Consider the following 24766-nt stretch of genomic DNA (forward strand, 5'->3'; position numbering starts at 1 on the left):
TTGGTGCTTGCCAGCTTTTTTTTGTGCCGTTAATTTAGGTTGCTGCTGGACTGACGTTATAAGAGGATTACCGTTGTTTCAGCTAATAAGGCTTGATATAACTTGCTGCGCGTTCGTACCCGACAGGAAGCGTGGGTACGATGTGAAATAATAAAGAGGGGATGAATAGAGTGAATAAGTCACAACTGATCGATAAAATTGCTGCCGATGCCGACATTTCTAAAGCAGCAGCAGGACGTGTGTTAGATGCATTTATGGGCTCTGTTTCTGATGCGCTGAAAGGCGGAGATGAAGTGGCGCTGGTGGGTTTCGGCACTTTCTCAGTACGTGAGCGCGCAGCGCGCACAGGCCGTAATCCGCAAACCGGTAAAGAGATTACTATCCCGGCAGGTAAAGTACCGGGTTTCCGTGCAGGTAAAGCACTGAAAGACGCTGTCAACTAATGACAACGCCACCACTCATTAACACATTTTCTTGAGTGGATTAGAGGACGGTTAACGCGTTCTCATGTAACATACGGGCACATCGATGAGATGTGCCTTTTTTATATCCAGAGAGGCAGTAAAGGTCGCGAGGCTTGTCTCAACAGGATTATTGCTGCCAGCCAGATTTGCAGCTGAGTAATGCGCCGGGAAGATGGCGTTATTGCGACAGGGCTTTACATTCACACTACAGCGGAGTGTTGTCATACCATGATGGACAATTTACGCGCGGCGTCGAACCATGTCGTGCTCAAGATTATTTTGGGGTTGATCATTCTCTCCTTTGTGCTGACCGGCGTTGGCAACTATCTGATTGGCGGCAACAATGATTATGCGGCCAAAGTTAACGGTCAGGAGATCAGCCGGGCGCAGTTAGATCGGGCATTTAACAGCGAACGGAACCGTCAGCAGCAGATGTTGGGCGATCAGTTCTCACAACTGGCAGGTAACGACGGTTACATGCAGCAGATGCGCCAGCAGGCACTGTCTCAGCTGATCGATCAGGCTTTACTGGACACCTACATTAAAGATCTGCACATCGCTATCAGTGACGATCAGGTCAAGCAGGCTATTTTCAATCAGGCCGCTTTCCAGACCAACGGTAAGTTTGATAACGCCAAATATAACGCGATGATTACCGATATGGGCTTCAACGCTGACCAGTACGCGGAAGCGCTGCGTAAACAACTGGCCACCCAGCAGTTGATTAACGCCATCGCGAACACCGACTTTATGCTTAAAAATGAAACCAGCAAGCTGGTGGATTTGGTGGCACAGAAGCGTGATATTCAGACCGCGACGATCGACGTGAATGCGCTGGCGGCAAAGCAAACCGTCAACGATGACGAAACCAGCCAGTACTATCAGCAGCATAAAAACAGCTTTATGGCCCCTGAGCAGTTCCGGGTCAGCTATATCAAACTGGATGCCGCCGGTATGCAGGAAAATGCCAGCGATGCGGATATTCAGGCCTGGTATGATAAAAATAAAGCGGACTACACGCAGCCACAGCGCGATCGTTACAGCGTGATTCAGACCAAAACGGAAGCCGATGCCAATGCGATTTTGGCTCAGCTGAAGAGCGGTGCTGATTTTGCCGGGCTGGCGAAGACCAAATCCATCGACCCGATTTCTGCCCGTAAAGGTGGGGACATGGGCTGGCTGGAGCCGTCAACCACGCCGGATGAGCTGAAAAATGCAGGGCTGAAAGAGAAAGGCCAGCTGTCAGGTGTGATTAAGTCTTCCGTTGGCTTCCTGATTGTGCGCCTTGATGATATCAAGCCTGAGCAGATCAAGCCGCTGGCTGATGTGCGCAGCGAAGTGGCGGATAAAGTTAAGCAGGAAAAAGCGCTGGACGCTTTCTATAAACTGCAGCAGAAGGTGAGCGAAGCAGCCAGCAATGACAATGAGTCGCTGGCCGGTGCTGAGCAGGCGTCAGGTATTAAAGCCACAGAAACAGGCTGGTTTAACCGTGATGACGTGCCGAAAGATCTCGACTTCGACGCGGTGAAGCAGGCTATTTTTAACGGCGGCCTTGTTGGTCAAAATGGCGCGCCGGGGAATAACTCTGACATCATCAGTGTCGATGGCGATCGCGCTTTTGTGTTGCGTATCAGCGAGCATAAACCTGAAGCGGTAGAGCCGCTGGAAAAGGTTAAAGCACAGATTATCGATACGTTGAAACACGATAAAGCGACGCAGCAGGCAAAAGCCCAGGCAGATAAACTGTTAGCCGACCTGAAAGCCGGAAAACAGGATATGCTAAAAGCCGCAGGCCTGACGCTGAGCGCCAGCAAAACGGTTGATCGTAATTCTCAGGACCCGGTGGCGCAGGCGGCGTTTAACCTGCCACAGCCTGCGGATAACAAACCGTCCTGGGGCGTAAGCGAAGATATGCAGGGCAATGTGGTACTGGTGGCGGTTAATAAAGTCAGCACCGGTAGCATGCCTCAGGCTCAGATTGATGAAATGGTCAAAGGTGTCACGCAGAACAATGCGCAACTTGCCTTTGAAGCATTGCTGCAAAATCTGCGCAAAGAGGCCAAAATTAAATACGGTGCTGCTGCCCAGATGCAGTAATCCTCGCAAAATTCAGGTAATCACTGAAACGACTAAAGGCCGCTTATGCGGCCTTTTCCATTTCTGTCGTTTGCGCTTTGAGTCCATTTTACCGACATGACAACCTGAGCCTGCTGTTTAACACAAGGAGAAACACAGCATGGCTAAAACCAACTTACAGGCCTTTTATCTTTCCCTCGCCCTGTGTGGCGCACTGTATCAAATGCCACTGTCAGCGGCAGAAACCCCAAGTGAAACGCAGGCCGCTCAGGTTTCCCTGCCGCATCAGGAGCAGGTCAGTATCAACGACGCGACGGCAGAACAGCTCTCGTCGGTGATGAACGGTGTGGGTCTGAAAAAGGCGCAGTCCATCGTCAGCTATCGCGAAGAATACGGCCCGTTCACGGCCATCGATCAACTTAAAGATGTGCCCGGCTTTGGTAATGCTCTGGTCGAGAGAAATGCGTCGCGTCTGAAATTGTGAGGTAAGGCGCAACTCTGATGCTTAACCTGCTGGCCTGGCCGGACTCTGCTAAAGTGAACAGGTCCAACCAGTTAATCTTTAGCAGCAGGAGAACAGGAATGCAGACCACAATAAAAGTGCGCGGTTATCATCTGGATGTCTATCAGCATGTTAATAATGCTCGTTATCTGGAGTTTTTAGAAGAAGCGCGCTGGCAATGGCTGGAGGAAGCAGACGCTTTTAACTGGCTGCTTGAGCAAAAACTGGCCTTTGTGGTGGTTAACATCAACATCAACTATCGTCGCCCGGCGGTGCTGGGCGATGTTCTGGAGATCAGCAGCGAGATGACGCAGCTCAATGGAAAAAGCGGCATTATGTCTCAACGTATTCTTTTAGCCGGTGGGGATACGGTGGTTGCGGATGCGGCACTGACTTTCGTGTGTATCGATCTTCGTTCACAAAAAGCCGTGCCGCTTGAAGGCGAAGTGCGGCAGCGGCTGGAAAAATTAATAACCTGACTGACAGGATCAACGCGGCGGCAATCGTTAGCCGCCGCTCACGTCTTTACTGTAAACCGGTTTTTGCCTTCATGGCTGACATGATGCCGGGACTATCCTGCAGATAAGCCTTCAGACCTTTTGCGCGCAGATGACAGGCGGCACATTCGCCACAGCCGTCACCTTTCACGCCGTTATAGCAGGTGAGCGTCTCTTCACGGATCAGCGTGAGCTGCTGCCAGTAATCGGCCAGCGCCCAGGTTTCGGCCTTATCGAGCCACATCAGCGGGGTTTCAAAGCGGATATCGCGCGCCATGCCAAGCGTGACGGCGTGGTTAAGCGCTTTAACAAACTCATCGCGACAGTCGGGATAACCGGAGAAGTCCGTTTCGCAAACGCCGGTGATCACCGCCTCAGCCTCAACCTGATAAGCGTAAACGGAGGCCAGAGTCAGGAACAGAATATTGCGGCCCGGTACAAATGTGCTTGGCAGGCCCGTTGCCTGCGGGTCATAAGCAGGAACCGGGATGTTGTCTCGCGTCAGGCTACTGACGGCCAGCTCATTCAGCATGGTCACATCCAGCACTTTATGCGCCCGGGCGCCCAGTTTTAACGCAAGCTCACGCGCTACCTCAATCTCTTCACGGTGACGTTGACCATAATCGAAGGTCACGCAGTGTACTTCATCGTAAAGCTGTAAAGCCTGAACCAGGCAGGTGGTGGAGTCTTGTCCACCGCTAAATACCACAACGGCGCGTTTCATGGCTCGTCCTAATAACAAAAATTGGTGCTTATGGTAATACCTCAGGGCGTTGCTGAACAGCTGCAAGCGGCGGTCACTATCAGGAGAATACCAATGAACGCTGGTCCTCAACGGTTTCCGCAGCGCGGCGGTCCCCGGGTAACGGGTACAGCACGCGCTCAGATTAGTACCGTGGGGCTGGCGAGAAGACTAACCGCGTCAGCGGAAAGGGGCAGGTGAGGGCGTCAGGTGACGTCAGTGGAATGGGCGCTAAACAGATTGAGGCCGGCAGCGTCAACAGGATGGACTCGTCATCGCTGAGCCTGTCAGACAGGACGAGCCGCGAATCCTGGCACCGTGGTTGCTCAGGCCGCTGTTATCCAGCCCGCACGCCAGAAGACAGGCTTGATCGCCACCTCAGGCCAGCTCATGCTGCCATGACGTAATCTCGCCAATATGCTGAGCCACCCATTCGGGTTGATAGTAGGTATCAAGATAACGTTCGCCACTGTCGCACAGGAGCGTCACCAGCGAGCCTTGCTCACTGTTATCGCGTAAGCGTTTTGCTACCTGCATCATGCCCCAAAAATTCGTGCCGGTAGAGGGGCCCGGTTTACGTCCCAACAGGGTTTCCAGCTTCAGCATGGCGGCAATTGTCGCGCCATCGGGCACTTTGATCATTTCATCAATCACATCAGGCATAAAGGAGGGTTCAACGCGTGGGCGACCAATACCTTCAATCATGCTGCCGCGATTGCTGGTCAGAGTGGCATCACGATTTTGCCAGTAGTCATAAAAAACCGAATGCTGCGGATCGACCACCAGTAAGCGCGTATCGCATCCCTGATAGCGGATATAGCGCCCCAATGTGGCTGACGTACCGCCGGTGCCCGCGCTCATAATTAACGTATGAGGAACAGGAAAAGGCTCGTTCGCCATCTGGCGGAAAATACTTTCGGCAATATTGTTGTTGCCGCGCCAGTCGGTTGCCCGTTCAGCATAGGTAAACTGATCCATAAAGTGGCCGTTCAGTTCCCGGGCCAGGCGCTCGGATTCGGCATAGAGCTGACAGGGATCGCTGACAAAATGGCACTGACCGCCGTAGAAGGTAATTTGCTCAATTTTCCGCTTTGCAGTGCTGGCTGGCATCACGGCAATAAAGGGTAAACCCAACAGGCGAGCAAAATAGGCTTCAGAGACGGCGGTACTGCCAGAAGAGGCTTCAATAACAGGCGTGCCTTGTTTGATCCAACCATTGGCAAGCGCATAAAGAAACAGGGAACGCGCCAGGCGATGTTTCAGGCTTCCGCTGGGATGCGTACTTTCATCTTTCAGATAGAACCCAATGCCCGGAAAATCCGGCAAACTGAAGCGAATTAAGTGCGTGTCCGCTGAGCGTTGAAAGTCAGCGTTTATTTCGTTAATCGCGTGGCGTATCCAGCATGTTGACATAGGGTTCATTTCCGCTCGGGTGAAAGTCACTATCTTAAGGCACGTGCAGGAAAAAGAGCTTGCAGGTTGCGCGTTAAAATGGCGGTAATGGAGAAAATAATTCTACCGGAGGCCCATATGCCAGATAAAATTGACCTTAAATTGCTGGCTATGTTGCAGCAGGACTGCACTACCTCGCTCCAGGTGCTGGCGGACGCGGTGAATCTCACTACCACGCCCTGCTGGAAGCGCCTGAAAAAGCTGGAAGAAGATGGCATTATTCGCGGGCGGGTTGCATTACTGGACAATGAAAAACTTGGCCTTTCCCTGACGGCGTTTATGTTTGTCAAAACCACCCAGCACAGTAAAGCCTGGTATCAGGAGTTCGTCTCGGTGGTGCAGAGCATGCCGGAAGTGATGGGCTTTTACCGTATGGCCGGTGAGTACGATTATTTACTGCGTATTCAGGTTGCCGACATGAAAAGTTATGATGCCTTTTATAAGCGTTTAGTTAATGGTGTAACAGGCCTGATCGATGTGACCTCCAGCTTTGCGATGGAAGAGATTAAATACACGACAGCCCTGCCTGTTGGCCCTTGAGTACCAGAGATTGAGAGCAGCCTTGTGCGATTATTTAGCCAGTTAAGTTGGTATTTTATTCGTGAGTGGCGACGCTACCTTGGCGCCGTGACCTTACTGATCGTTATTGCCGTACTGCAATTACTGCCGCCCTGGGTCGTGGGCGTGATTGTTGACGGTGTCACCCATCAGAACATGAGCGCCCGCCACATTATGATGTGGATTGGCATTATGTTGCTGACGGCCGTGGTGGTTTATCTGCTGCGCTATGTCTGGCGCGTGCTGTTATTTGGGGCATCCTACCAGCTGGCCGTTGAGCTGCGTGAAGATTTTTATCGTCAGCTCAGCCGTCAGCAGCCAGCCTTTTATTTGCGTCACCGCACCGGCGATCTTATTGCCCGCGCCACCAACGATGTCGATCGTGTGGTCTTTGCCGCCGGTGAAGGCGTGCTGACGCTGGTGGATTCCCTGGTGATGGGATGCGTGGTGTTGATTGCCATGAGTACCCAAATCAGCTGGCAGTTGACGCTGGTGTCGCTGATACCCATGCCGTTTATGGCGCTGGTCATTCACCGCTATGGCGAGCAGTTGCATAACCGTTTCAAACTGGCGCAGGCAGCCTTTTCCAGCCTGAACGACCAGACGCAAGAGAGCCTGACCAGCATCCGAATGATCAAGGCGTTTGGCCTGGAGCAGCATCAGTCGGAGCAGTTTGCCGATATTGCCCGCGACACCGGCGAGAAAAACCTGCGTGTAGCGCGGGTAGATGCGCGTTTTGATCCCACTATTTATATCGCGATTGGCTTTGCCAACCTGCTGGCGATTGGCGGCGGAAGCTGGCTGGTGTGGCATGAGCAAATGACGCTCGGGCAGCTCACCAGCTTTGTGATGTATCTTGGTTTGATGATCTGGCCGATGCTGGCGCTGGCATGGATGTTCAACATTGTTGAACGTGGCAGTGCTGCCTGGAGCCGGATTCGTGCGTTACTCTCTGAGGCACCGGTGGTTGAAGACGGCGATAAAACGTTGCCCGAGCGGGCAGGAACGCTGCAGGTTGCCATTCATGAGTTTCGCTATCCCGCCAGCTCGGGCGCGATCCTGAGCCACGTTGAGTTTCAGCTTAAGCCTGGCGATATGCTGGGCCTGTGTGGCCCGACCGGCAGTGGTAAAACCACCTTGCTGAGTTTGATTCAGCGCCACTTCGATATTCAGAAAGGGGATATTCGCTATCATGCGATTCCGCTGCCGCAACTGCGTCTGGACAGCTGGCGCAGCCGCCTGGCGGTGGTCAGCCAGACGCCGTTTTTGTTTTCCGACAGCGTGGCCAATAACATCGCGCTGGGCAAGCCCGATGCCCGTCAGGAGGATATCGAGCAGGCGGCAAAAATGGCCTGCGTCCATGACGATATCTTACGCCTGCCGCAAGGGTACGAAACCGAAGTCGGGGAGCGCGGTGTCATGTTGTCGGGCGGCCAAAAGCAGCGTATCTCAATCGCGCGTGCCCTGCTGCTCAATGCAGAGATCCTGGTTCTGGACGATGCGCTGTCGGCGGTTGACGGGCGCACCGAGCATGACATTCTGCATAATCTGCGCCAGTGGGGGAAAGGGAAAACGTTGATCATTAGCGCCCATCGCTTATCTGCACTGACTGAAGCCAGTGAGATTCTGGTGTTACATCAGGGAACCGTAGCGCAACGCGGCGACCATGCCGCCCTGAGCAACAATGCGGGCTGGTATCGGGATATGTACCGCTATCAGCAACTGGAAGCCGCGCTGGATGATGATGAAACTGAAAAAGGAGTGCCACATGACTAAGTCACAACCGATGTGGCCAACACTCAAACGCCTGCTGAGTTACGGTAAACCCTGGCGCAAATCCCTGTCGCTGGCGGTATTAATGCTGTGGGTTGCCGCCGCCGCCGAAGTCACCGGTCCCGTACTGGTGAGTTATTTTATCGATAATCTGGTGGCGAAGCATCACATGCCCTGGGGCATTGTGGCGGGCCTGGTGGTGAGTTTTATTCTGTTGCAACTGCTGGCCGCTGCGCTGCATTACGGCCAGGCGCTGCTGTTTAACCAGGCCGCTATTGGCGTGGTACAGCGTTTACGCACCGATGCCATGGACGCGGCCCTGCGTCAGCCCCTTGCCGCGTTTGATACCCAGCCGGTTGGACAACTGATTTCCCGGGTGACCAACGACACCGAAGTCGTGAGGGATCTGTATGTGACCGTTGTGGCAACCGTTCTGCGCAGTGCGGCACTGGTGGGCGCAATGATGGTGGCCATGTTCAGTCTGGACTGGCGCATGGCGCTGGTGGCCATGTTGATTTTCCCTATGGTGCTTATCGTGATGCTGATTTATCAGCGCTTCAGCACGCCGATAGCCCGGCGCGTTCGCAGCTATCTGGCCGATATCAATAACGGCTTTAACGAAGTGATCAGTGGGATGAGCGTGATACAGCAGTTTCGCCAGCAGGCGCGCTTTGGCGAACGCATGGGTGAGGCCAGCCGCTCTCATTATCTGGCGCGCATGCAAACGCTGCGGCTTGATGGTTTCCTGCTGCGGCCACTCTTAAGCCTGTTTTCGGCACTGGTGCTGTGTGGCTTACTGCTGTTGTTCAGTTTTTCGATGCCGGGTGTTTTCGAAGTCGGCGTACTGTACGCATTTATCACCTATCTGGGACGGCTTAATGAGCCGCTGATCGAACTCACGACGCAGCAGTCCATGTTGCAGCAGGCGGTCGTGGCGGGTGAACGTATTTTTGAACTGATGGATGCACCGCAACAACATTATGGTGACAGTGACCAGCCGATGACGTCCGGGCGGATTACGCTGAATAACCTCAGTTTTGCCTATCGCGATAATCGCGACGTGCTGAGCAATATTAGTCTGGATGTCCCTTCACGCGGTTTTGTTGCCCTGGTCGGTCATACCGGTAGCGGTAAAAGCACGCTGGCGAACCTGTTAATGGGTTACTACCCGGTGACGCGCGGCGAGGTCAGGCTTGACGATCGCCCGCTGGGCGAGTATTCCCACCACGCGCTACGACGCGATATCGCTATGGTGCAGCAGGACCCGGTGGTGCTGGCCGATTCGCTGCTGGCCAATGTGCGTCTGGGCCGGGATATCAGTGAAGACGCGGTGTGGACAGCGTTGGAGCAGGTGCAACTGGCACCGCTGGCCCGCGCCTTGCCCGACGGCATTCACACCCGACTGGGCGAGCAGGGGAATAACCTGTCCGTGGGGCAAAAGCAGTTACTGGCGCTGGCGCGTGTGCTGGTGCAGTTGCCGAAGATTCTTATTCTTGATGAAGCCACTGCCAATATTGACTCCGGTACAGAGCAGGCGATTCAGCATACTCTGCGCACCCTGCGCCAGCATACGACGCTGGTGGTGATCGCTCATCGCCTCTCGACCATCACCGAAGCCGACAACATTCTGGTGCTGCACCGCGGTAACGTGGTGGAGCAGGGCACGCATCAGCAACTCCTGGCATTACAGGGGCGCTATTGGCAAATGTACCAGCTGCAACAGGCAGGTGAGGAGCTGGAACTGGCCGCGCCGTTAGTCAGCGCCGTCTGATTGCACCTTTTTTGCACATATTTTCTCCCTTGATCCGTTTGGATGCACGTCTTTGAGCCTGAGTGCACCAAAGATGTGCATCCGCTTCGCTTATCTGTCCTTCTGACTTTTCCTGTCCACATATTCAGCATTAACTGAGCCTTATTCCGTCGCGGCCTGATAACTGATTTCATCCTTTAATTACATCTGGCACAGGCTTTGCTTAAGTCTCTGCGTGTCCATGAGACTTACTTATTTCAAACCCTTAAGGAGAGGCTATGAAGCTGGTTACCGTCGTAATTAAGCCGTTCAAGCTTGAAGATGTGCGAGAGGCATTATCCTCAATTGGTATTCAGGGACTGACCGTCTCCGAAGTGAAAGGTTTTGGGCGTCAGAAAGGGCACGCCGAACTGTACCGTGGGGCGGAATACAGCGTGAACTTTCTGCCTAAAGTAAAAATTGATATCGCCATTGCCGATGACCAACTGGACGAAGTGGTGGACGTAATCAGTAAATCGGCTTACACCGGAAAAATTGGCGACGGTAAGATTTTCGTTGCTGAACTGCAGCGCGTGATTCGCATACGTACCGGCGAAACCGACGAAGCCGCACTGTAAACAAGACTCAGTAATGTGATGGGATGGAAAAAAAATGAATAAAATGCTGACCAAGTTGGGCCTCACCAGCCTGGCACTGTTACCGTCGCTGGCAATGGCTGCTGCACCTGCCGTTGCAGACAAAGCCGATAACGCCTTTATGATGATTTGCACCGCGCTGGTGCTGTTTATGTCAATTCCTGGGATTGCGCTGTTTTACGGTGGCCTGATCCGCGGTAAAAACGTCCTTTCTATGCTGACCCAGGTGGCTGTGACCTTTTCGCTGGTGTGCGTGCTGTGGGTCATTTATGGCTACTCACTGGCTTTCAGTGAAGGTAACGCCTTCTTTGGTAGCTTTAACTGGGTGATGCTGAAAAACATTGCTCTGACAGCGGTGATGGGCAGCTTTTATCAATATATCCACGTGGCATTCCAGGCCTCGTTTGCCTGTATTACCGTAGGGCTGGTTGTCGGTGCTATTGCTGAACGTATTCGCTTCTCTGCGGTACTGATTTTTGTCCTGGTGTGGCTCACGCTGGCCTATGTGCCTATCGCACATATGGTATGGGCGGGCGGTTTGCTGGCTCAGGATGGCGCACTGGACTTTGCAGGCGGCACGGTGGTGCACATTAACGCTGCGGTTGCAGGCCTGGTCGGTGCTTACCTGGTGGGTAAACGTGCCGGTTTTGGTAAAGAGGCGTTTAAACCGCATAACTTGCCGATGGTGTTCACCGGTACGGCGATTCTGTATGTCGGCTGGTTTGGTTTTAACGCAGGGTCGGCGTCTGCCGCTAACGAAATTGCTGCACTGGCCTTCCTGAATACCGTTGTTGCAACTGCGGGTGCCGTGCTGGCATGGACCTTTGGTGAGTGGGCGATGCGCGGCAAACCTTCGCTGTTAGGTGCCTGTTCTGGCTTTATTGCTGGCCTGGTCGCCATCACTCCAGCCTGTGGTTATGTCGGTGTCGGTGGCGCGTTAATTATCGGTTTAGTGGGTGGTCTGGCTGGCATCTGGGGCGTGACAACGCTGAAAAGATGGCTGCGGGTTGACGACCCTTGCGACGTATTCGGTGTTCACGGCGTCTGTGGCATCATCGGTTGTATCCTGACAGGTGTATTCGCGTCTTCCTCGCTGGGCGGCGTAGGTTATGCTCCAGGCGTCACCATGGGTCATCAGGTTTCGATTCAGTTGCTGAGCGTGGGTGTCACCATTGTCTGGTCCGGTGTGGTGGCCTTCATTGGCTTCAAACTGGCGGATATGATTGTGGGTCTGCGTGTACCAGAAGAGCATGAGCGCGAAGGCCTGGACGTCAACAGCCATGGCGAGAACGCTTACAACCAATAAGTTATCTCTACAGCGATACTGATAAAACAAAGGGGCGATTTCGCCCCTTTTTGCTATTCGTGACGCTGGCGCATCACCCCTTCCTGCACCGTTGACGCCACCAGCTCGCCTTGCCGGTTATAAAATTCGCCACGTACAAAGCCACGCGCACCTGACGCGGAAGTACTCTCCACGCTATACAGTAGCCAGTCATTGAAGTTCAGCGAACGATGAAACCACATAGAGTGATCTATCGTCGCGACCTGCATATCGGCTTCCAGAAAACCTTTACCATGTGGCTGTAGCGCCACCGGTAAAAAGTTGAGATCGGAGGCATAGCCCAGCAGATACTGATGGATGCGCAAATCGTCTGGCAGCGTTCCGTTGGCCCGAATCCATACCTGACGCTGTGGTTTATCAACATGACCTCTCAGCGGGTTGTGGATCTGCACCGGGCGAATTTCCAGCGGCCGTTCGGCAATAAATTTTTCACGCAGTTTTTCTGGCAGCATATGGGCCATTTTTTGCGCCATCTGCTGTTCATTAGGTAAGTTATCGGGCCCTTTTACCTGCGGCATCGGCTTTTGATGTTCAAACCCGCTCTCCGGTGCCTGGAAGGAGGCCGTCATATAAAAAATCGGCTGGCCGTTTTGAATGGCGCTAACCCGACGGGCGCTAAAGCTTTTACCATCGCGCAGGCTTTCCACATCGTAAATAATGGGCTTCTGGCTGTCGCCAGGGCGGAGAAAATAGCTGTGGAAGGAATGGATAATGCGATCGTCGGGGACAGTCTGTTTGGCCGCAAAGAGTGCCTGTCCCACGACCTGACCACCAAAGACCTGACGCAGTCCCAGATCTTCGCTCTGGCCGCGAAACAGACCTTCTTCGATTTTTTCCAGATGGATTAAAGTAAGCAAATTTTCGAGTGCCTGACTCATGGCGCTTTCCTGATTATCAGTATTTACCTCAGTGTGAAAGATCCGACCAGTTTCCGTCAATCAGACTTTCTGTCTTTCATCCAACCAGGCAAACTTCTGATTTTGTGCCAACATTAAGGCATACGGCGAGTGAAACGCTGTAATGAAGATTCACTGCTAAAAATCATTTTGATCAAAAGGAGACGACATCAATGAAATTCTGGCATGTGTTAAGTGGCGTAGCGATGGCAATGGCTCTCGCAGGTTGTGCACACAAAGGCAAACCGGTGCCAACCCCGACGTTGGGTTCGGCGGTTGCAGGACAAACAGCAACGATTGCTCAGCCTAACGTCAGTGGATCGGTCTATATCCGCCAGCGTATCGCGCTTCCGCCGAATGCGGCGCTGACTGTGACGCTGTCCGATGCGTCGGTGTCTGACGCACCGTCAAAAGTGCTGGCACAGCGCGTCGTACGTACGGATGGGAAACAGGCACCGTTCCACTTTGTGCTGCCTTTCAACCCAGCGGATATTCAGCCAAATGCACGTATCCTGTTGAGCGCCGCGATTACCGTTGACGGCAAAATGGCCTTTATCACTGAAGAGGTTAAACCGGTCATTAATCAGGGCGGAACGAAAGCCGATCTGGTGTTAGTGCCGGTACCATCAATGGCGATGGCGACACAACCTGGTGCAGCGACCAGCGTGCCGTCCACCTCACCGACTCAGGTTACCCCGTCAGCCGCCGTGCCTGCGCCGACGACCATGTAATGCCTTAGGGCGATATGTTCAGGGCGACCTCGTTGTCGCCCTGATGCATTAAAACTGCCAACGATATTTTTCTAAATCAATCTCACCGCCGTCACTCACTTCAACGCCTTCTGCTTCCAGCGCGTCTCGCTGACGGAATAAACGGTCACCCTGCAACGAAATCGTGCCATGATGGTTAATCACCCGATGCCAGGGAAGCGTGCTGCCCTCGGGTAAGCGACTAAGTACGCCACCGACCTGACGTGCTGCTCTGGGCGAGCCGGCCAACAATGCGACGTCACCATAGGTGGTGACTTTACCGGGTGGAATCGCGGCGACGATTTGCCAGATTCGCTGTTTGAAGCTGTCAGTGCTGTCCATCGGCTTACCCTGCCCAAAAAAAGACGATGATTTTATCACAATGCAGGTTAATTATCGGCGATCGTACAAGAAACCAACGGTCATCCCCACCAGGCTTGCAATTGCCGGGGGCTTCCCCGATAATGCCTCCGCTCTCGAAATGAGGGCTAGTCAATGGAGGCCCTGTTGGTTCTCCCGCAATGCTAGCTTGTGAACTCGGTCAGGTCCGGAAGGAAGCAGCCGCAGCAGGTGACGTGTGTGCCGGGATGTAGCTGGCAGGGCCTCCACCATTTCATCTCTGTCACATCCCTTTCTTCAGATGATAAACAGCCGAAGCTCGCCTGGGCCGTTCCATTGCCGGCAGGCGAGTTATGCAGATACTGGCTGGTGAAATCAGATTAAACTTAAAGCAAAAATAACTTAGCGTACAAATTTCCAGACTGAGACCGGTACTTTGTCATAAAGCTTGTTCATCGTCAGTTCCGCCAGACGATGGTCGGCTGCTGAGTAGAATACTGCTAATTCGTCATCGGGTAATTCGTACTTATTTTTTTCAATCACTCTTTCCAGCGTGTCAATTGAACGACAGCGCCTCAGTCGCATCAAATAATCAGTTTTAGTTAGGGTTTTGTTCATAAATAAACCGTTCTCACGTCAGTACTATAATGAATGGCTTGGCTGTTGAAGAAAAGCGCACTCTTCAGTAAACAGATTAAATAAACGTTTCGCTGAGCGTTGCCAGCGCTGAAGGTCCTGAGTATTTACACTATAGTTGCTGAACAGCATAAAGGTATCATCAAGATATTCATCGATTTGGGTAATCAGTGCTTCGTCTTCAACATGCTTAATTTTGTAATTCATGGTGAAAGAGGCGATATGCTCAATCAGATCGTTTAGCTGTAAATTGCTTTCGGCAGTAGGATCATTAACCCAGCCATGATGACTGTCAGTTAATGTCGCCATGCTTGCGTCAAACAAACTCTCACACAAGTATTTAAGCTGGGCAATATCATGCCGTTTCGGTGAGTATTCGTCCATCTTTTTCCCCTCCGTAGCAAGCAAAGTTACCGCAATGCGGCAAGATTAGGTGAAGTGGCAAAGAAGTGGTTGTCGGGTTTGTAAATAACGGACTGAGTTAAGAATAGTGTAAAATCATTAGTTCTGCTCACCTCCATTACTAAATATTACAATTCATCGCCAGGTGAGGGGCGCTGATTCTCGATCGGCTCAAACACAAGCGCAGCAGGGCTGATATGAAAGCTGACTTGTTCATTCTGCGTAATGGTTTCATTTAAATCCAGGCAGGGATTAAATACATTCCACTGAAAATCGTAAAGTAACTTAAATCTATTCGACCCCGTCATCTCAACAGCAATAACTTTTAAACTGTCTGGCACTAACATGGCATTAGCTGAATACCATTGTAAATCGCCAACCAGAGAATCTGTTATTTTGAGAATATTCCGCCCAATAATTGTGGCTAATTTTGCGCAATCCGTTTCATCCTGCGCGACATTGCATTCAATTCTTACTGACATGGCCTGCTCATAAATAACGCCTGTAAACCCATCATTGATGTTCTTCTGGCGGTTTGCAAGTAGCAGTGCGCCTGCAATAAGAGATTAGTAGTGCCAGTTTTAAGCAAGTGATTGATTCGTTACTGCTTATCAAACGTGGCTTTACAGGCAATTTGTGCGCTGATTTATTTTTTGAAACACATTGCTGTGTCTCTGGCACCACAACATCGGATATCATAGTTGTTATGTTATAACATTTTTTGGTGCAGTGATGAATCAAAGTGGGCTGTTAATGTCACTCGGTGGGCGGTTAGTCGTAGCACTCATGTTAATCGCTGTTCTGGCAATAGCGATGTGGTGGGGAATGCAGCCGTGATAGCGTTCAGAAATTTGCAGGTGGGCTATCAGGGGCAATCGGTGACGCCCGTTGTGACGACGGAGCTGGCTCAGGGCAGCATGACCGCTCTGATGGGGGCTAACGGGAGCGGAAAATCCACGCTGATTAAAACCATTGCCGGCTTATTGCCGCCGGTGAAAGGACAGTGTGAGCTGCATGTCCCACGTCGCGAAGTCGGGTGGCTACCTCAGCGCAGTGAGCTGGAAACACGTTTCCCGCTGACCGTCTATGAACTGGTTTCGATAGGCTGCTGGCCGCGCTGTGGATGGTTTGGTGGTATCAACCGGGCATTACGCAAAGAGATCAGCGACGCGCTGGATGCGGTGCAGATGAGCGACTATGCCGATGCTCAACCCTCCACCTTATCTGGTGGGCAGCTGCAGCGCGTGCTGTTTGCCCGGCTCATGCTGCAACGCAGTCGCCTGTGGTTGCTTGATGAACCCTTTAACGGCATTGACAGCAAGACGGTGACGTTGCTGATGTCTATTTTGCAGCAGCAGCAGCAGGCCGGTACCACGCTCATGGTGGTGCTGCATGACCATCCCCTGGTGGAGCGCTACTTCACGGATGTTCTGTCTATGGATGATTGTTCTCATCGACGTAGCATGGTCGACACCGCTCCGTTACGGAGCGTCGCGCCGTGACAATTATTCAACCTTTCATTGAGTTCAGCTTTATGCGACGGGCGCTGGTGGCCTGTGTCGCGCTGGCGTTCAGTGCCACGCCGCTGGGCGTCTTCCTGTCTCTGCGCCGGATGAGCTTAATCGGGGATGCTTTATCCCATGCCGTGCTGCCCGGTGCCGCCATCGGTTATTTAATCTCGGGTTTATCCCTGGTGGCGATGGGCGTTGGCGGACTGATTGCAGGCCTGGCGGTGGCGCTGCTGTCGGGGGCCGTCAGTCATTATACGCCGCTTAAAGAAGATGCCAGCTTTGCCGGATTTTACCTCGGCTCGCTGGCGCTGGGCGTCACGCTGGTTTCACTGCGTGGCTCCAGCGTCGATCTGCTGCACGTTCTGTTTGGATCGCTGCTGGCGGTGGATAATCCTGCCCTGGCGGTGGTCGGCGGCATCGCCGCGTTTACGCTGCTGATGCTGGCCGTCATCTACCGTCCTCTGGTCATTGATGCATTCGATTCAGATTTTCTGCGCGCGCAGGGCAAATGGAGTGCGCCGCTGGTGCACGGTATTTTCCTGACGCTGGTGGTGCTTAACCTGGTCGCGGGTTTTCAGGTGCTGGGTACATTGATGTCGGTCGGGCTGATGATGTTGCCCGCCGCCAGCGCACGCTTCTGGAGTCGTCACCTCGTCGTCATGCTGGGCTCAGCCATGTTGATGGCCGTGCTGTCTGCGTTCGCGGGGCTGGTACTTTCCTGGCACTTTTCACTGCCGGCAGGCCCGGCGGTGGTATTGAGTGCCGCGATGCTGTTTTTTCTCTCCATCTTAACAGGGCCGTGCGGTGGCATTCTGCGCCGCCATTAATCAGAGGTAGCTATGAAGATATTACCCATTAGTCTGGCAATCGGGGCGTTAGTCATTAGTCCATTATCAATGGCAAAAACGGTAGATGCGGTAGCCAGTTTTACCGTGCTGGCCGATATCGTGAAACAAATTGGGGGCGATCACGTTCACGTAAAAAGCCTGGTAGGGCCGAATGGTGATCCCCACACGTTTGAACCCACGCCACAAGACAGCGAAGCACTGGCAAAAGCCGACGTTGTCTTTGTCAGTGGTTTGGGGCTGGAAGGCTGGATGAATCGTCTGGTGAGTGCGTCGGGCTATAAAGGGCAACCTGTTGTGGCCTCGACGGGCATTGAAACACGGACGATGGAAGAGGATGGCAAAACCATCACCGATCCCCATGCGTGGAACAGCATGTACAACGGCACGATTTATGCCAAAAACGTGATGGATGCGTTGATTAAGGCTGACCCGCAGGATGCTGATGATATCCGTAAGCGCGGCGAAAATTATATTCAGCAGCTACAGAAACTGGACAGCTGGGCCAAAACGTCTTTCGCGGCAATTCCACAACAAAAACGTAAAGTGCTGACCAGTCATGATGCTTTTGGGTACTTCGGGCAACGCTATGGCGTTACCTTCCTGGCACCTGTCGGTTTCTCAACGGAAGCGGAAGCCAGCGCCAGCGATGTGGGCAGCCTGATCACCCAGCTTAAGCAGCAACATATTAAAACCTACTTTATGGAAAACCAGACCGATCCTCGCCTGGTAAAACAGATTGCCAGCGCCACCGGTGCTAAACCTGGGGGTGAGCTGTATCCTGAAGCGCTGTCAACGGCTTCCGGCCCTGCGCCCACCTATGAAGCGGCTTTTAAACACAATGTTGAGGTCATGCTCAAAAGCATGCACTGAGCATAAAAAAAGCCGGAATGGCGGGTGAGCGACATTCCGGCTAAGGTTCACGACACATCAACGTTTTTTCTTTCTTCCCTGCACGGCTTTAAAGCGCGGATTCGTTTTGCAGATGACATAGATGCGGCCTTTACGGCGTACCACTTTACAATCCCGATGCCGGTTCTTGGCGGAACGCAGCGAACTCAATACCTGCATGATGTCCTCTCTTATCGACGGCCCAGAAAACGGCCGAAGCGCTGGTTAAAGCGCGCGGTACTGCCTTCTTTAGCAAAGTCTTTCTGTTTACCGGTATAAAACACATGGGATGCCGACGAGACGTCGAGTGTAATGTAAGGCAGGGTTTCGCCTTCAAACTCAACGGTGCGGTCAGTCTTAATGGTTGAACCGATTTTGAAATACACGTCAGCAGAGGTGTCATGGAACACCACGGCACGATACGAGGGATGAATACCTGCTTTCATAATTGCCACCAATGTAATGTTATAATATAACAATATTATGCGCTGCACCTGATCGGAATGCAACCCTCGAAAAACCAGGGGCAAACAGCGTCGAGGCAGGGTGAAAACCGCATGCAGGTGACAAGCCAACGCAAGCAAACCGAAAGGCGTAAAGGCAGGTTGATACCAGCGATGTTCCGACGAAGGTCAGAGGCGCAAGCTAAAGCACGTGAAGGCTGGCAGAGATCAATCTGTGGCCAAGGGAAGTCAGCGTGGCGGTAAACAGTGAAGGGATTAAAAAAGGCCGCTGACGCGGCCTTTATGTTTACAGATTAATGCGTGTGGTTATCGACAGGATGATCCTTTTCGATGTCCGCTTTGTTCTTACCGAAGCGACGGCGCACCACAACAAAGAATACCGGTACAAAGAAGATAGCCAGCGCGGTAGCGGTAACCATACCGCCCATTACGCCGGTACCGACCGCATTCTGCGCACCTGAACCTGCACCGGTGCTGATGGCCAGAGGCAGTACGCCAAGAATAAAGGCCAGCGAGGTCATCAGGATAGGACGCAGACGCATACGACAGGCTTCAAGCGTCGCTTCCACCAGACCTTTACCTTCTTTCTCCATCAGATCCTTCGCGAATTCCACGATCAGGATGGCGTTCTTCGCCGAGAGGCCAACGGTTGTCAGTAACCCCACGACAAAGTAAACGTCATTACTCAGGCCACGTAAGGTGGTGAAGAGTAACGCACCGACCACGCCAAGCGGCACGACCAGCATGACGGAGAACGGAATTGACCAGCTCTCATAGAGTGCGGCAAGACACAGGAATACCACAATCAGCGAAATGGCATACAGAGCCGGTGCCTGGTTGCCTGACAGACGTTCCTGATAGGACATTCCCGTCCAGTCATAACCGATGCCCGTTGGCAGCTTAGAGGCCAGCTCTTCCATCATGTTCATGGCTTCACCTGAACTCTTGCCCGGTGTAGGCTGACCCAGAATTTCCATGGCTGGCAAACCGTTATAGCGTTCCAGACGCGGTGAACCATACTGCCAGTGAGCGGAGGAGAAGGCGGAGAAGGGCACCATCTCGCCGTTGCTGTTACGAACGAACCACTTATTAATGTCGTCCGGCAGCATACGTGCGTCGGCTTTACCCATCACGTAGACCTTCTTCACACGACCACGGTCAATAAAGTCATTGACGTAAGAGCCGCCCCAGGACGCGCCGAGCGTGGTGTTAATGTCACTGAGTGACACGCCCAATGCCTGCGCTTTCTCCTGGTCAATATCCAGTTTGAACTGCGGGGTATCTTCCAGACCATTTGGACGGACACCGACCAACGTATCCGGATGCTGGGCAATCATGCCTAACAGCTGGTTACGCGCCTGCGTCAGTTTTTCATGACCAAGGTTTGCCTGATCGATTAGCTCAAAGTCAAAGCCCGTGGCGTTACCTAATTCAATAATCGCTGGCAGGTTAAACGCAAACACCATACCGTCTTTGATTTGGCCCAGAGCCTGCATGGCACGTCCCTGGATAGCCGGAACTTTCATGTTGCTGCTGGTACGCTCATCCCAGGGCTTCAGGCTGACAAAGGCGATACCGGTGTTCTGTCCACGACCCGCAAAACCAAACCCGGCAACGGTAAAGACCGATTTCACCGAGTCCTTTTCTTTTGTCAGGAAGTAGTCAGAAACCTGATCCAGTACCTTCTGCGTACGTTCCTGGGTCGCACCCGCAGGGAGCTGTGCCTGAGCCAGTAACAGGCCCTGATCTTCTTCCGGCAGGAAGGAGGAGGGCAGGCGCAGGAACAGAAACGCCATTCCCACCACAATCAGCAGGTAAAGCAGCAGATAACGACCGGTGCCGCGAACGATATGGCCCACGCTATCGACATAGTGATGCGTGCTCTTGTCGAAAAGACGGTTAAACCAACCAAAGAAACCGGTGGTTTTACCATGGTCGCCTTTTTTCACCGGTTTGAGCATGGTGGCGCACAGTGCCGGCGTCAGAATCAATGCGACCAGCACCGACAGCGCCATCGCGGACACAATGGTGATAGAGAACTGACGGTAAATGACACCGGTTGAGCCACCAAAGAAGGCCATCGGAATAAATACCGCTGACAGCACCAGGGCAATACCGACCAGCGCGCCCTGAATTTGTCCCATCGACCGCTTCGTGGCCTCTTTGGGCGGTAGCCCTTCCTCCACCATGACGCGCTCGACGTTCTCGACCACCACGATGGCATCATCCACCAGCAAGCCGATGGCAAGCACCATCCCGAACATCGTCAGGGTATTTATCGAGTAGCCAAAGGCGCTGATAATCGCAAAGGTACCCAGCAATACAACAGGGACGGCGATTGTCGGAATCAGTGTGGCACGGAAGTTTTGCAGGAACAGATACATCACCAGGAACACTAACAGAATGGCTTCCATCAGCGTCTTCACCACTTCGAAAATAGAGATTTTTACGAAAGGTGTGGTGTCATAAGGATAAACAACCTTCATGCCTGCCGGGAACGTGGGCTGCAGTTTTGCCAGCTCCGCCTTCACCGCATCTGCCGTATTAAGGGCATTTGCGCCGGTGGCCAGTTTGATACCAATACCGGAAGCCGGTTTGCCATTATAACGCGCGATGATCTCGTAGTTTTCACCCCCCAGTTCAATCTGCGCCACATCGCGCAGGCGAACCTGAGAACCATCACTGTTCACTTTCAGTAAAATGTTGCCGAACTCTTTGGTGGAGGTCAGACGGGTTTGCGCAATGATGGAGGCGTTTAACTGCTGTCCCGGTACTGGTGGCGTGCCGCCTAACTGACCGGCAGCCACCTGGGCATTCTGAGTTTTCAGCGCATTAATAACGTCAACAGGGGTTAACTGGTAGTTATTAAGCTTGTTGGGGTCCATCCAGATACGCATCGCATACTGCGCACCAAATACCTGAGTATCACCTACGCCAGGCGTACGGCTGATAGGATCTTTGATATTGGAGGCCACATAGTCAGAAATATCGTTCTGCGTCATGCTGCCGTCATCGCTGATAAAACCGGCGACCATCAGGAAGCTACTGGAGGATTTTTTAACCTGAATCCCCTGTTGTTGCACTTCCTGAGGCAGCAACGGCATGGCCAGCTGCAGTTTGTTCTGCACCTGGACCTGGGCGATATCAGCATCGGTACCTGACTCAAACGAAATCGTCAGTGTCAGTGCACCTGATGAGTCACTGCTTGATGACATATACATCAGGCCATCAATACCATTCATATTTTGTTCGATGACCTGCGTCACCGAGTCTTGCAGCGTTTTGGCGTCAGCACCGGGGTAGTTGGCCTGAATCTCAATTGCCGGTGGCGCAACATTAGGATATTGCTCAATCGGTAATTTGAGAATCGATAACGCGCCCGCTAGCATCACGATAATAGCAAGAACCCACGCAAAGATGGGGCGATCGATAAAGAACTTAGCCATGTATCAACGGCTCCTGTTATGACGATGTTTTAGCGGACTGCGCTTTGGACGGATCACCGCTCGCGGCTTTGGCATCATCTGTGGCTTCTTTAGGCGTAACCTGTGCACCCGGTTTCGCGCGCTGCAGACCGGTAAAGATCACGCGCTCGCCCGCTTTAAGCCCTTCGGTGACCAGCCATTTGTCACCAATAGCCTGGGCAGCTTTGATCTTACGCGCTTCAACCTTGTTATCCGCACCCACGACCATCACGGACGCATCGCCCGTTGGCGTGCGGCTAACCGCCTGCTGTGGCACTAACAAGGCATTCGGATTGGTGCCTTCATCCAGACGGGCACGCACAAACATGCCTGGCAGGAGTGATTTGTCAGGATTCGGGAAAATGGCGCGCAGGGTAATTGAGCCAGTGGTTTGATCAACGGTGACGTCAGAAAACTCCAGCGTACCGGGCTGAGAATAGTCCTTGCCGTTTTGCATCAGCAGGGTGACCTTCGCTTTACCGTCGTTCTGCTTGAGCTGACCCGATTCCAGTTCCGAGCGTAACCGCAGGAAATCTTCACTGGACTGGGTAACATCGACATACATCGGATCAAGCTGCTGTACGGTCGCCAGCGCCGTAGTCTGTCCACTTTGCACCAGTGCGCCCTCTGTAACGGAAGACTTACCGATACGGCCGCTGATTGGCGAGGTCACTTTGGTGTAAGCAAGATTGATGCGTGCTGTTTCCACATTGGCTTTGGCTGACTGAACCGCAGCATTGTTCTGCGCGGCGGTAGCGACAGCCGTATCGTAATCCTGCTGGCTGATATATTTAGTGCCAAGCAGCGGCTTGTAGCGATTCACCGTAAGCTGAGCAATACGTGCATTTGCTTCTGCCTTGGCTAAATCGGCTTTTGCACTGTCATATGACGCCTGATAGGTAGCGGGATCGATCTGATACAGTGATTCACCGGCTTTAATCTCACCGCCTTCAATAAAGTTACGCTTCAGAATAATACCGGAAACCTGCGGGCGGACTTCAGCGATGCGATAAGCAGACGTGCGGCCAGGCAGTTCAGTAGAAATTTTTAACGGTTCGCTTTTAACCGTAACAACACCCACTTCTGGCGGCTGTTGCTGTTGAGCGGCCTGGTCGGATTTATTTCCGTCACATCCTGTTAACACAAAGCTGCCTGATAGCATCAGGACGGCCGCCAGAGGCGTTAACCCTCTGAATTTAGTCATAAATAAACCTCTAGAGTCCGATATCAAATGATCAATGGATCACAAAGCCAGGAACCCATTGCTGCGTATGAGTGTAGGTCGTGCTATGGTACATACATTCACAAATGTATGTAAACTTAATCGATTGTAAAAAAAGTCCCCTATGGCACGAAAAACCAAAGCGCAAGCACTTGAAACCCGGCATCAAATTCTTGACGCTGCACTTGCCCTGTTTTCAAAAGAGGGGGTTTCAGCCACTTCCCTGGCGGATATCGCATCCGCAGCCAGCGTAACCCGGGGAGCAATCTACTGGCATTTCAAAAACAAAGCCGACCTGTTGAACGAAATATGGCTTCGCAGTGATGCAGGGCTGGATGACGTGAAACTTGAGTATCAAACAAAATACCCCGGTGATCCACTCTCCATTTTGCGGGCGATGCTCGTGTATGTCTTCCAGGCAACCGCCCGAGATCCACAGCGCAGGGCGTTGATGGAAATCATCTTCCACAAATGCGAGTTTGTGGGTGAAATGGCGGCGTTAAAAAGCATTCAGCAAAGCCTGTTACTGGAGCTCTACAATGAGATTGAAGATGTTCTGCGCCAGTGCATTGATGCCGGACAACTCCCAGAAACTTTCCAGACACGTCAGGCTGCATTGATTATGCGCAGCTATGTGAATGGCATGATGGAGAGCTGGCTGTTTACGCCCGATAAATTTGATCTGGTTGCCGATGCGCCTGAGCTGGTTGATGCGCTGATTGATATGCTGCGCTTAAGTCCGACGCTGGCAAAAAAAGCTTAATCTTTACGCTGCGCGTCACGCTTCCTTTCATAATCGCGCTGAACGATGGCTAATGCCGACAGCACGGTTTCTACAGAGAGTTGATTCTCTTCAAAAAGCTGAATCAAATCCACTGCCAGCTTGACCTCTTCAGGTGCCGTATCCAGGGACATCTTTCCTCCAGAGCAGTTGTATCATGGGCCAGATAAGCGTGCCATCTGGGAATACCGTCCAGCAAAGATAGCGCATTAACTGCTAAAGGGGCTGTTTGATAACGACATCGCCCATTCCACTGAACGAATAGCCTGTTTACAGCGTGCCATCCGACCTTCCAGCACCTCCAGGTCTTTCTTCAACTGCTGCTGGACCGCCAGCGTTTCTGCCTGCGCCATTCGCTGTTCACGCTGATCAATCATCTCCTGCAGTCGACGCGCATATTCGCAGTATTCCTGATATTTTAACTGCCGCGATGAGGGCTGAACGCGTTCCTGTCGGCTGCGCAACTGCTGTGTGCTGGCTTCGCGTTGTAGCGCGGCAATCTGATCCACCAAATGGCTTGCCAGCCACTGGCTGCGATCGACGTCACCGCTGTGCTGGCAAAGGCGCTGGTAGTTTTGTTCTATCTCCTGCAAATAATCCGCCAGCCGGGTGCCTTTAGTAGTAAAGAGCTGGCTGTCAAAGCGGGGTGAACGGCAGCGCCCATCTGGCTGGCGCGCGATATCCTGGCGCAGGGCCACAATACAGTTAAGCAGTCGTTGTGGTGCCGTGGCGTTACTCATCGCCCGGCACTCAGGTATGCTAAGGTTATGGG

The 24766-nt window shown here is 52.7% G+C and carries 27 protein-coding genes and 1 other RNA gene; 15 read left to right on the top strand and 13 right to left on the bottom strand.

Features of this window, described 5'->3' with window-relative positions:
• The first annotated feature begins 170 nt into the window (after positions 1-170).
• From hupB to FBY13_RS06130, 4 genes are all read left to right on the top strand, one after another.
• Complete coding sequence (gene hupB, locus FBY13_RS06115; protein ID WP_014606441.1) at positions 171-443, top strand: nucleoid-associated protein HU-beta; 273 nt, start codon at positions 171-173, stop codon at positions 441-443.
• Positions 444-692: 249 nt separating this feature from the next.
• Entirely contained in the window at positions 693-2561 is a 1869-nt protein-coding gene (gene ppiD / locus FBY13_RS06120) for a peptidylprolyl isomerase (RefSeq protein WP_145393739.1), read from the top strand.
• Between the two features lie 139 nt (positions 2562-2700).
• Positions 2701-3024: a helix-hairpin-helix domain-containing protein gene (locus FBY13_RS06125; RefSeq protein WP_063878654.1), complete on the top strand. Its 324-nt coding sequence runs from the start codon at positions 2701-2703 to the stop codon at positions 3022-3024.
• Positions 3025-3122: 98 nt separating this feature from the next.
• Complete coding sequence (locus tag FBY13_RS06130; protein WP_063878655.1) at positions 3123-3521, top strand: thioesterase family protein; 399 nt, start codon at positions 3123-3125, stop codon at positions 3519-3521.
• Between the two features lie 46 nt (positions 3522-3567).
• Here FBY13_RS06130 and queC read toward each other — a convergent pair whose 3' ends face one another.
• Positions 3568-4263, bottom strand: a complete 696-nt coding sequence (gene queC, locus FBY13_RS06135; protein ID WP_063878656.1) for a 7-cyano-7-deazaguanine synthase QueC — start codon at positions 4261-4263, stop codon at positions 3568-3570.
• A 396-nt stretch (positions 4264-4659) separates the two neighbouring features.
• On the bottom strand, positions 4660-5694 hold the full coding sequence (locus FBY13_RS06140) for a PLP-dependent cysteine synthase family protein (RefSeq protein WP_145393740.1): 1035 nt from the start codon (positions 5692-5694) through the stop codon (positions 4660-4662).
• A 117-nt stretch (positions 5695-5811) separates the two neighbouring features.
• On the opposite strand from FBY13_RS06140, the gene FBY13_RS06145 reads away from it, so the two are divergent.
• The 5 genes from FBY13_RS06145 to amtB all read left to right on the top strand — a co-directional run bounded on the left by FBY13_RS06145 (position 5812) and on the right by amtB (position 11755).
• Complete coding sequence (locus FBY13_RS06145; RefSeq protein WP_015700832.1) at positions 5812-6273, top strand: Lrp/AsnC family transcriptional regulator; 462 nt, start codon at positions 5812-5814, stop codon at positions 6271-6273.
• Between the two features lie 24 nt (positions 6274-6297).
• Entirely contained in the window at positions 6298-8067 is a 1770-nt protein-coding gene (locus tag FBY13_RS06150; protein ID WP_145393741.1) for a SmdA family multidrug ABC transporter permease/ATP-binding protein, read from the top strand.
• Positions 8060-9835: a SmdB family multidrug efflux ABC transporter permease/ATP-binding protein gene (locus tag FBY13_RS06155; protein WP_145393742.1), complete on the top strand. Its 1776-nt coding sequence runs from the start codon at positions 8060-8062 to the stop codon at positions 9833-9835. The genes FBY13_RS06150 and FBY13_RS06155 overlap by 8 nt, the downstream gene beginning before the upstream one ends.
• Positions 9836-10092: 257 nt before the next feature.
• Positions 10093-10431, top strand: coding sequence for a P-II family nitrogen regulator (gene glnK / locus FBY13_RS06160; protein WP_013024898.1), 339 nt, complete (start codon positions 10093-10095; stop codon positions 10429-10431).
• Between the two features lie 34 nt (positions 10432-10465).
• Positions 10466-11755 (top strand): ammonium transporter AmtB, encoded by a 1290-nt coding sequence (gene amtB / locus FBY13_RS06165; RefSeq protein WP_063878660.1) that lies wholly within the window; start codon positions 10466-10468, stop codon positions 11753-11755.
• A gap of 53 nt (positions 11756-11808) precedes the next feature.
• Here amtB and tesB read toward each other — a convergent pair whose 3' ends face one another.
• Entirely contained in the window at positions 11809-12672 is an 864-nt protein-coding gene (gene tesB, locus FBY13_RS06170; RefSeq protein ID WP_063878661.1) for an acyl-CoA thioesterase II, read from the bottom strand.
• A 191-nt stretch (positions 12673-12863) separates the two neighbouring features.
• Here tesB and FBY13_RS06175 point away from each other — a divergent pair, with 191 nt between their 5' ends.
• Positions 12864-13421, top strand: coding sequence for a YbaY family lipoprotein (locus FBY13_RS06175; protein WP_063878662.1), 558 nt, complete (start codon positions 12864-12866; stop codon positions 13419-13421).
• Positions 13422-13469: 48 nt separating this feature from the next.
• Here FBY13_RS06175 and FBY13_RS06180 read toward each other — a convergent pair whose 3' ends face one another.
• Entirely contained in the window at positions 13470-13781 is a 312-nt protein-coding gene (locus FBY13_RS06180; protein WP_145393743.1) for an MGMT family protein, read from the bottom strand.
• 163 nt (positions 13782-13944) lie between these two features.
• On the opposite strand from FBY13_RS06180, the gene ffs reads away from it, so the two are divergent.
• Positions 13945-14041, top strand: an RNA gene (ffs, locus tag FBY13_RS06185) — signal recognition particle sRNA small type.
• Between the two features lie 139 nt (positions 14042-14180).
• Here ffs and FBY13_RS06190 read toward each other — a convergent pair.
• The 3 genes from FBY13_RS06190 to FBY13_RS06200 form a co-directional block, all read right to left on the bottom strand.
• Entirely contained in the window at positions 14181-14396 is a 216-nt protein-coding gene (locus FBY13_RS06190) for an HHA domain-containing protein (RefSeq protein WP_063878664.1), read from the bottom strand.
• A 24-nt stretch (positions 14397-14420) separates the two neighbouring features.
• On the bottom strand, positions 14421-14798 hold the full coding sequence (gene tomB / locus FBY13_RS06195; protein ID WP_063878665.1) for an Hha toxicity modulator TomB: 378 nt from the start codon (positions 14796-14798) through the stop codon (positions 14421-14423).
• A gap of 146 nt (positions 14799-14944) precedes the next feature.
• Positions 14945-15298: a hypothetical protein gene (locus tag FBY13_RS06200; protein ID WP_063878666.1), complete on the bottom strand. Its 354-nt coding sequence runs from the start codon at positions 15296-15298 to the stop codon at positions 14945-14947.
• A gap of 351 nt (positions 15299-15649) precedes the next feature.
• On the opposite strand from FBY13_RS06200, the gene FBY13_RS06205 reads away from it, so the two are divergent.
• The 3 genes from FBY13_RS06205 to FBY13_RS06215 are packed head-to-tail and all read left to right on the top strand — an operon-like array spanning position 15650 to position 18045.
• Positions 15650-16318: a metal ABC transporter ATP-binding protein gene (locus tag FBY13_RS06205; RefSeq protein WP_145393744.1), complete on the top strand. Its 669-nt coding sequence runs from the start codon at positions 15650-15652 to the stop codon at positions 16316-16318.
• Entirely contained in the window at positions 16315-17154 is an 840-nt protein-coding gene (locus tag FBY13_RS06210) for a metal ABC transporter permease (protein WP_145393745.1), read from the top strand. The genes FBY13_RS06205 and FBY13_RS06210 overlap by 4 nt, the downstream gene beginning before the upstream one ends.
• 12 nt (positions 17155-17166) lie before the next feature.
• Entirely contained in the window at positions 17167-18045 is an 879-nt protein-coding gene (locus FBY13_RS06215) for a metal ABC transporter substrate-binding protein (protein WP_145393746.1), read from the top strand.
• Positions 18046-18102: 57 nt separating this feature from the next.
• Here FBY13_RS06215 and ykgO read toward each other — a convergent pair whose 3' ends face one another.
• The 4 genes from ykgO to FBY13_RS06235 all read right to left on the bottom strand — a co-directional run bounded on the left by ykgO (position 18103) and on the right by FBY13_RS06235 (position 23195).
• Positions 18103-18243: a type B 50S ribosomal protein L36 gene (gene ykgO / locus FBY13_RS06220; protein WP_063878669.1), complete on the bottom strand. Its 141-nt coding sequence runs from the start codon at positions 18241-18243 to the stop codon at positions 18103-18105.
• Between the two features lie 11 nt (positions 18244-18254).
• A complete protein-coding gene (locus tag FBY13_RS06225; RefSeq protein ID WP_096012062.1) occupies positions 18255-18509 on the bottom strand; it encodes a type B 50S ribosomal protein L31 in 255 nt (84 codons plus the stop codon).
• 311 nt (positions 18510-18820) lie between these two features.
• Entirely contained in the window at positions 18821-21973 is a 3153-nt protein-coding gene (locus FBY13_RS06230; protein WP_096011989.1) for a multidrug efflux RND transporter permease subunit AcrB, read from the bottom strand.
• Positions 21974-21989: 16 nt separating this feature from the next.
• Positions 21990-23195, bottom strand: coding sequence for an efflux RND transporter periplasmic adaptor subunit (locus tag FBY13_RS06235; RefSeq protein WP_145393747.1), 1206 nt, complete (start codon positions 23193-23195; stop codon positions 21990-21992).
• Positions 23196-23337: 142 nt separating this feature from the next.
• Here FBY13_RS06235 and acrR point away from each other — a divergent pair, with 142 nt between their 5' ends.
• Positions 23338-23976 carry a multidrug efflux transporter transcriptional repressor AcrR gene (gene acrR, locus FBY13_RS06240; RefSeq protein ID WP_063878672.1) on the top strand — a complete coding sequence of 213 codons (639 nt, stop codon included), beginning with the start codon at positions 23338-23340 and terminating at the stop codon, positions 23974-23976.
• Here the strand turns inward: acrR and rsmS are convergent.
• Positions 23973-24128, bottom strand: coding sequence for a pleiotropic regulatory protein RsmS (gene rsmS, locus FBY13_RS06245; protein WP_109717114.1), 156 nt, complete (start codon positions 24126-24128; stop codon positions 23973-23975). The two genes, acrR and rsmS, sit on opposite strands and share 4 nt — an antisense overlap.
• A gap of 75 nt (positions 24129-24203) precedes the next feature.
• On the bottom strand, positions 24204-24734 hold the full coding sequence (gene priC, locus FBY13_RS06250) for a primosomal replication protein PriC (protein ID WP_145393748.1): 531 nt from the start codon (positions 24732-24734) through the stop codon (positions 24204-24206).
• Positions 24735-24766: the final 32 nt, after the last annotated feature.

The organism is Pantoea sp. SJZ147 (assembly GCF_007828605.1).
GTDB classification, from domain to species: Bacteria; Pseudomonadota; Gammaproteobacteria; order Enterobacterales; family Enterobacteriaceae; genus Pantoea; species Pantoea allii.

Excerpts from the sequence above, each read along its gene's own strand:
- ppiD (WP_145393739.1), top strand. The coding sequence starts at position 693 with ATGATGGACAATTTACGCGCGGCGTCGAACCATGTCGTGCTCAAGATT.
- FBY13_RS06125 (WP_063878654.1), top strand. The coding sequence starts at position 2,701 with ATGGCTAAAACCAACTTACAGGCCTTTTATCTTTCCCTCGCCCTGTGT.
- FBY13_RS06130 (WP_063878655.1), top strand. The coding sequence starts at position 3,123 with ATGCAGACCACAATAAAAGTGCGCGGTTATCATCTGGATGTCTATCAG.
- queC (WP_063878656.1), bottom strand. The coding sequence starts at position 4,263 with ATGAAACGCGCCGTTGTGGTATTTAGCGGTGGACAAGACTCCACCACC.
- FBY13_RS06140 (WP_145393740.1), bottom strand. The coding sequence starts at position 5,694 with ATGTCAACATGCTGGATACGCCACGCGATTAACGAAATAAACGCTGAC.
- FBY13_RS06145 (WP_015700832.1), top strand. The coding sequence starts at position 5,812 with ATGCCAGATAAAATTGACCTTAAATTGCTGGCTATGTTGCAGCAGGAC.
- FBY13_RS06155 (WP_145393742.1), top strand. The coding sequence starts at position 8,060 with ATGACTAAGTCACAACCGATGTGGCCAACACTCAAACGCCTGCTGAGT.
- glnK (WP_013024898.1), top strand. The coding sequence starts at position 10,093 with ATGAAGCTGGTTACCGTCGTAATTAAGCCGTTCAAGCTTGAAGATGTG.
- amtB (WP_063878660.1), top strand. The coding sequence starts at position 10,466 with ATGAATAAAATGCTGACCAAGTTGGGCCTCACCAGCCTGGCACTGTTA.
- tesB (WP_063878661.1), bottom strand. The coding sequence starts at position 12,672 with ATGAGTCAGGCACTCGAAAATTTGCTTACTTTAATCCATCTGGAAAAA.
- FBY13_RS06175 (WP_063878662.1), top strand. The coding sequence starts at position 12,864 with ATGAAATTCTGGCATGTGTTAAGTGGCGTAGCGATGGCAATGGCTCTC.
- FBY13_RS06180 (WP_145393743.1), bottom strand. The coding sequence starts at position 13,781 with ATGGACAGCACTGACAGCTTCAAACAGCGAATCTGGCAAATCGTCGCC.
- FBY13_RS06190 (WP_063878664.1), bottom strand. The coding sequence starts at position 14,396 with ATGAACAAAACCCTAACTAAAACTGATTATTTGATGCGACTGAGGCGC.
- tomB (WP_063878665.1), bottom strand. The coding sequence starts at position 14,798 with ATGGACGAATACTCACCGAAACGGCATGATATTGCCCAGCTTAAATAC.
- FBY13_RS06200 (WP_063878666.1), bottom strand. The coding sequence starts at position 15,298 with ATGTCAGTAAGAATTGAATGCAATGTCGCGCAGGATGAAACGGATTGC.
- FBY13_RS06215 (WP_145393746.1), top strand. The coding sequence starts at position 17,167 with ATGAAGATATTACCCATTAGTCTGGCAATCGGGGCGTTAGTCATTAGT.
- ykgO (WP_063878669.1), bottom strand. The coding sequence starts at position 18,243 with ATGCAGGTATTGAGTTCGCTGCGTTCCGCCAAGAACCGGCATCGGGAT.
- FBY13_RS06225 (WP_096012062.1), bottom strand. The coding sequence starts at position 18,509 with ATGAAAGCAGGTATTCATCCCTCGTATCGTGCCGTGGTGTTCCATGAC.
- FBY13_RS06230 (WP_096011989.1), bottom strand. The coding sequence starts at position 21,973 with ATGGCTAAGTTCTTTATCGATCGCCCCATCTTTGCGTGGGTTCTTGCT.
- FBY13_RS06235 (WP_145393747.1), bottom strand. The coding sequence starts at position 23,195 with ATGACTAAATTCAGAGGGTTAACGCCTCTGGCGGCCGTCCTGATGCTA.
- acrR (WP_063878672.1), top strand. The coding sequence starts at position 23,338 with ATGGCACGAAAAACCAAAGCGCAAGCACTTGAAACCCGGCATCAAATT.
- rsmS (WP_109717114.1), bottom strand. The coding sequence starts at position 24,128 with ATGTCCCTGGATACGGCACCTGAAGAGGTCAAGCTGGCAGTGGATTTG.
- priC (WP_145393748.1), bottom strand. The coding sequence starts at position 24,734 with ATGAGTAACGCCACGGCACCACAACGACTGCTTAACTGTATTGTGGCC.